General features: G+C 39.3%; 4 protein-coding genes, 2 tRNA genes and 1 rRNA gene. 4 read left to right on the forward strand and 3 right to left on the reverse strand.

The genetic code is table 11. From position 1 onward, the window contains the following. Positions 1-51: 51 nt before the first annotated feature. Positions 52-123, forward strand: a tRNA-Glu gene (locus tag ACYQ73_RS28000). A 173-nt stretch (positions 124-296) separates the two neighbouring features. Here ACYQ73_RS28000 and nadA read toward each other — a convergent pair. From nadA to nadB, 3 genes are read right to left on the reverse strand one after another with little or no spacing between them, the layout of a single operon-like run. Continuing rightward, on the reverse strand, positions 297-1400 hold the full coding sequence (gene nadA, locus ACYQ73_RS28005) for a quinolinate synthase NadA (RefSeq protein ID WP_460015448.1): 1104 nt from the start codon (positions 1398-1400) through the stop codon (positions 297-299). Further along, positions 1387-2247, reverse strand: coding sequence for a carboxylating nicotinate-nucleotide diphosphorylase (gene nadC, locus ACYQ73_RS28010; RefSeq protein WP_460015449.1), 861 nt, complete (start codon positions 2245-2247; stop codon positions 1387-1389). The genes nadA and nadC overlap by 14 nt, the downstream gene beginning before the upstream one ends. Further along, entirely contained in the window at positions 2204-3790 is a 1587-nt protein-coding gene (gene nadB / locus ACYQ73_RS28015; RefSeq protein ID WP_460015450.1) for an L-aspartate oxidase, read from the reverse strand. Before nadB ends, nadC begins: the two co-directional genes overlap by 44 nt. Positions 3791-3881: 91 nt before the next feature. On the opposite strand from nadB, the gene ACYQ73_RS28020 reads away from it, so the two are divergent. The 3 genes from ACYQ73_RS28020 (at position 3882) to ACYQ73_RS28030 (ending at position 5745) form a co-directional block, all read left to right on the forward strand. After that, complete coding sequence (locus ACYQ73_RS28020) at positions 3882-4961, forward strand: cysteine desulfurase family protein (RefSeq protein ID WP_460015451.1); 1080 nt, start codon at positions 3882-3884, stop codon at positions 4959-4961. Positions 4962-5543: 582 nt separating this feature from the next. Further along, positions 5544-5659: ribosomal RNA gene (gene rrf / locus ACYQ73_RS28025) — 5S ribosomal RNA — on the forward strand. 10 nt (positions 5660-5669) lie between these two features. Next, positions 5670-5745: transfer RNA gene (locus tag ACYQ73_RS28030), tRNA-Val, on the forward strand. Positions 5746-5775: the final 30 nt, after the last annotated feature.

Below are 5775 nucleotides of genomic sequence, written 5' to 3' on the forward strand. Positions count from 1 at the left end.
TGTAGGTCGGGTAACCGGCGCGAGGGTTCAAATCCCTCCTTCTCCGCCATTGGCCCGTTGGTCAAGTGGTTAAGACACCGCCCTTTCACGGCGGTAACACGGGTTCGAATCCCGTACGGGTCATACTAAAAAGCAGTAGATGTAACTTACATCTACTGCTTTTTTTCGTATAAAAATAGTTTTTAAGATTCGAATATTTTCCTCTAAAAATGGAACATCACAACATGTTCACGTTTGAAGACTTAAGTAATTATAATAAATAAAACGTCTACCAAAATGAGTAGACGTTTTGCCTTTTAAACTCTTAATAGCATCCTTTCAAGTGAGCTACGTGCTTCTTCAGCTGTGTGAGCTTCTACTCGAATACGATTATGTGGCTGCCCCCTTTCTATACTTTCTAAGGACCAAAGCAGATGGGGTAGGTCAATTCGATTCATTGTAAGACAAGGACAGAAATTCTTATTTAAAGAGATAATCTGCTTATTAGGGTGCTGCTGGATTATCCGATTAACAAGATTCATTTCAGTACCGATTGCCCATGCCGAACCACCCGGTGCTTTATTAATCGTATCGATAATGTATTTTGTAGAACCTGCATCATCTGCAGCAGCAACAACTTCACGATTACATTCAGGATGAACAATGATACGCATAGTTGGATGAACTTGACGTATAAGCTCCGTATGCTGGACTGTAAAACCTTCGTGGACGGAGCAGTGTCCCTTCCATAAGATGACTTGAATGTTTTCTGGAGACTGATCTGTCTCAAGCATATTTGTATGAGGATTCCAAACTGCCATATTTTCAAGCGGTATTCCTAAATCATACGCAGTATTTCTTCCTAAATGTTGATCTGGTAAAAAGAAAATACGTGATTTTTGCGTAAATGCCCATTTAACCATTTCTTTTGCATTGGACGATGTTACGCAGGCTCCACCATGACGCCCAGTAAATGCTTTAATGGCAGCAGTAGAATTGACATATGTTAGAGGGATAATGGTATCGCCGAAGAGCTCCTGTAAAATCGGCCATGCCTGTTCTGTTTGATAAATGTCTGCCATGTCTGCCATTGAACAGCCTGCACGCATATCAGGTAAATAAACATGCTGCTGTTCAGTTGTGAGCATATCAGCTGTTTCCGCCATAAAGTGTACGCCACAAAATACTATATGTTCAGCTTCCTTGTTAGCTGCTGATAATTGAGCAAGCTGCAAGGAATCCCCTGTTGCATCTGCAAATTGAATCACTTCATCTTTTTGATAATGATGCCCAGGGATGAAGAGCATACTACCTAATTTCTTTTTTATAGCTATAATACGAGATTCCATGTCATTTTTAGATAATACACGATAATGCTCTGGTAGTAGTGATGTTTGGTGTAATAAACTAGTGATGGACAATAGAATTAGCTCCTTTCGTTTGTACTAGTGCACTAATGTCAAAGCATTTTACTGAATGTGTTAGCGCTCCGAGTGAAATCCATTGAATACCTGTTTCAGCATAGGTATTTAAGTTATGGAGCGAAATGCCGCCTGAAGCTTCTGTAGCAATATGCGGGGGAACTGCTGGGAGCCATTCACGTATTTCCTCAGGGCTACGATTATCAAACATAATGATATCTACACCGGCTGCAATTGCTTCATCTAATTGTGCTTTTGTTTCGATTTCGACTTCGATTTTAATGGTGTGACCGATTTTCTCACGGGCTGCCTGTACGGCTTTAGTAATACTACCTGCAAAAGCAATATGATTATCCTTTAGCATTATCGCATCGTATAAACCATTGCGATGGTTATAGGCGCCACCGATTCTAACAGCATATTTATCTAACATACGCATTCCAGGCATTGTTTTGCGTGTATCGCATATTTTCGCATTAGTACCTGCTGTTTCTCGTACCGCTAAATTTGTAGCTGTAGCAATAGCGGACATGCGCTGAATAAGATTCAAAATGACACGTTCACCCATTAATAACTTTTGAAGAGGTCCTTGGATAACAGCTAGAATATCACCAACATTGACTTTTTCACCATCTTTTCTATAAAGGATAATATCCATAGATCGATCAAGAAGAAGAAATCCATGCTTAATGATGGGGGCTCCACAAAAAATGCCGCTTTCCTTCGCATAAAAAGAAAAAGATCCCTGCTGTTCTGGAGAAAATATAAATTCACTCGATATATCCCCATCGCCTATATCCTCATTAAAAAATTGTTTTAGCAATTCCTCGAGTTTGATGATATTCATATAATGAATTCCTCACTTTCATTTGTCCTTGTTGAAAAATGATCCAGCGGTTTGCCCAATGATGATCATCTTGTGGTCTGTCAATGCGAATATGTGCTCCGCGAGTTTCTTTTCGTGTAATGGCTGCGTGTGCCATTAATGTAGCGACAAGATGCATCATGTAAAGTTCGAGTTCCGGTCGATTCAAGCCATCTAAATTAACATGAAGAAGTGTTTGCATTGAGGGCAATTGTTGTACGAATCGTTCCATGTCGATAGGATTTCGCACAATGCCTAACGTGTGCATCATCATTTGTCGTAATTGATCTTTTGTAAATAATGATGGCATTGTTTGTTGGTGATGTTTGTCATCAATTAAGAAACTGTTTTGCTTACAACCTGTTTGAATAATGTATTGGGCTGTTCTTTGTCCAAACGTAATGCCTTCTAAAAGAGAGTTACTAGCTAAACGATTAGCACCATGCACCCCAGTACAAGCAACTTCTCCTATTGCATAAAGATTAGGAATAGATGTTCTTCCCAAGTCATCAGCAACAACACCACCCATTAAAAAATGGCTACCTGGTGCTACAGGAATTAACCCATCTTGTAAATTAACATGATTGTCATAGCAAAGTTGAGCAATCGTAGGGAATTTTTCTTCAAAGTGTTCGATACTTGAAATATCAATAAAGGTTTCCTGCCCAGCAGCACGTTTATTAAATAATGCATGTGCAGTAATATGGCGTGGTGCTAAGTCCAACTGTTCATGTATGCCTTTCATTATGGGATGACGCTGTGCATCGACAAACTTTCCTCCAGCGCCGCGCACAGCTTCAGAGACTAATCCTTTAGCCAGCCCTCCACACCAAAGTAAGCTCGGATGAAATTGCATAAATTCCATATCACTGATGGCAGCTCCAGCACGATATGCTAAAGCGATACCATCTCCAGTATTTGTATCAAAGTTAGACGTACGAGAATAAATAGCACCAGCACCTCCTGTCGCTAGAATAACGTGGTGGGCAAGGTAGCGCTTCGTTCCCTCTGCTCCTTTTGTAAGAACGCCAACACAATCTCCAACTGTATTCAATAAAAGCTCGTAAGCCATTTCATAGCAATTCACAACGATATTAGATGTAAGTTGTCTGAGCAAATAATCTATCATTACTTGGCCAGTACGATCACCACCTGCATGTAAAATACGGTGATGACTATGTGCCCCCTCTAAGCCTAGAGCCGGGGACCCATCAATTTGTCGATCAACTGGGAAGCCCTCATTTAATAAATCACTGATAATTTCTGTACCGTTTTCTATGAGTACTTCAACATTCCTTCTTTCATGATGATATTCACCAGCAATCAACGTATCAGCAATGTGAAACTTTGGATGATCTTCTTGACTTGTAACGGCAGCAATACCGCCTTGAGCACGATAAGAACTACTCATTTTAATTGAACATTTTGTAACTATCTGAACTTGAAAATGTCCTTCGAGTAGTCGAGCAGTTTGAAGTGCAGCAACGCCGCTACCAATAATAAGTACATCTGTCATTACATCCATACATATACCTTCTTTACAGTTGTCTTGACACATATCTTTACATAAAATAAAAGAGAAAACAAGACCTGATGAACTAGAAGGGAAGAATAAGATGATTTATTTGGATTACGCTGCAACCTCTCCAATGACTCCAAAAGCTCTTACAGCATATTGTGAGGTAGCGAAACAGTATTATGGAAATAGTGCAAGCTTACATGATCTAGGAGGGCAAGCCCATTATTTTGTTGAACAGGCAAGAGCTGTCGTAGCAAGATCTCTTGGAGTAAATAGTGACGGTGTCATTTTTACTGGAAGCGGCACTGAGGGCAATTTAATTTCGATTTTGTCATTAGCTTTAGCGTCAAATAAAGGGAAGCACATTATTTCATCACAAGCTGAACACACCTCCGTACATGCGGCTTTAAATACACTTGAAAAAATAGGGTTTGTGGTCACAAAGTTACCTTTACAACAAGATGGTTGTATTCATGTGGAGCAACTACGAGAAGCCATACAAGAAGATACGGCTTTAATCACTATCCAACATGTAAATTCAGAGATAGGCTCTATTCAACCTATTGAAGAAATAGCCGAGATTGCAAAACAATCAAACGTTCTCTTGCATGTCGATTGTGTACAGTCCTTCTGTAAACTTCCGTTAAAACAGCAAGTAGATGCTATTACTGTTTCAGCCCATAAAATAGGTGGGCCAAAGGGATGTGGAGCTATTTATATTAATCCTAAGCTTCGTGTTCCCGCATTAGCACCAGGTGTCACGCATGAGCGTGGGCTAAGGGGAGGAACATTAGATACGCCAGCTATTGTCGCTTTTGCTACGGCGATTGAAGATTATCAATATGAGCGGAAGCATTATGAAGCATTACGTCAAAGCTTTAAGAAAAATTTGCAAGAAACGTGTCAAATAATTGAGAGTAAGGAGCAATTGCCTAATATTTGTGGTGTATTAATGAAAAGAGTAGAGGGACAAGACGTTTTGTTAAAATTAAATGAAGTGGGGATATGTATTTCCACTGGAAGTGCCTGTGATATTCATAGTGAATCTGGTACGAAGGCGATTTTATCAATGGGCTATTCTATGGAAGCGGCACGTCAATTTTTTAGAGTATCTTTTGGTCCGACAACTACATTAGAGGAAATTGGACGATTACAAAGGGTACTTTCTGTTATTTAACTTCATTAGCAAATGTTTTCGGTAACGAAAGTGCAACGTCAGAAATGTTCTTTCACATGTGCTGTAAATTTAGGGTTTAATATGATTGTGGATAAGATGAAACCTGAAAACTATAATTAAATAATTTTGAAATGATCAATTAACAGGCATGTTAATTGAATCTATAAATAGTTTTTGGTTTATATTTGGCATTTTTAGTTGATTGTAACGAAGGGCTACTCTGATGGATCCTGTCGTAGATTAAAGATTCCTGAAAAAAGCGAAGTGTCTCGACAGTCAGAAAAGAGTAGCTCAAATCGGAAAACAGTATTTTTTAATGAATTAAAATAGATAAAACTACTTCTAATAAATTAATTGTTTTCTTTTAATTAAGCTATTGTTATAATAAAAAGCAGAGTGATAATTTCTCTTACATGACAAAAATATCTTCGAAAAGTAATGATTTCTTTTATTTTATAAAAAAGAGTTGCACAATGCTAGAAAACGTTATACAATAATTCTTGTCTTGAAGGACAGGTAATAAAAACTTCAAAACGAAATACATAAGGCTTTCAAAATACGAAGTATATTGAAAACTAATAGTCTAGTGATGATGGCAAAGAGGTCACACCCGTTCCCATACCGAACACGGAAGTTAAGCTCTTTAGCGCCGATGGTAGTTGGGGGCTTCCCCCTGTGAGAGTAGGGCGTCGCTAGGCATAATACCCAGGAGGATTAGCTCAGCTGGGAGAGCACCTGCCTTACAAGCAGGGGGTCGGCGGTTCGAGCCCGTCATCCTCCACCATTTGCCGGTGTAGCTCAGTTGGTAGAGCAA

Source organism: Lysinibacillus sp. CTST325 (assembly GCF_054665055.1).

Bases quoted from the DNA above. Each gene is read 5' to 3' on its own strand.
- ACYQ73_RS28020 (WP_460015451.1), top strand. From the start codon at position 3,882: ATGATTTATTTGGATTACGCTGCAACCTCTCCAATGACTCCAAAAGCT.
- nadC (WP_460015449.1), bottom strand. From the start codon at position 2,247: ATGAATATCATCAAACTCGAGGAATTGCTAAAACAATTTTTTAATGAG.
- nadB (WP_460015450.1), bottom strand. From the start codon at position 3,790: ATGGATGTAATGACAGATGTACTTATTATTGGTAGCGGCGTTGCTGCA.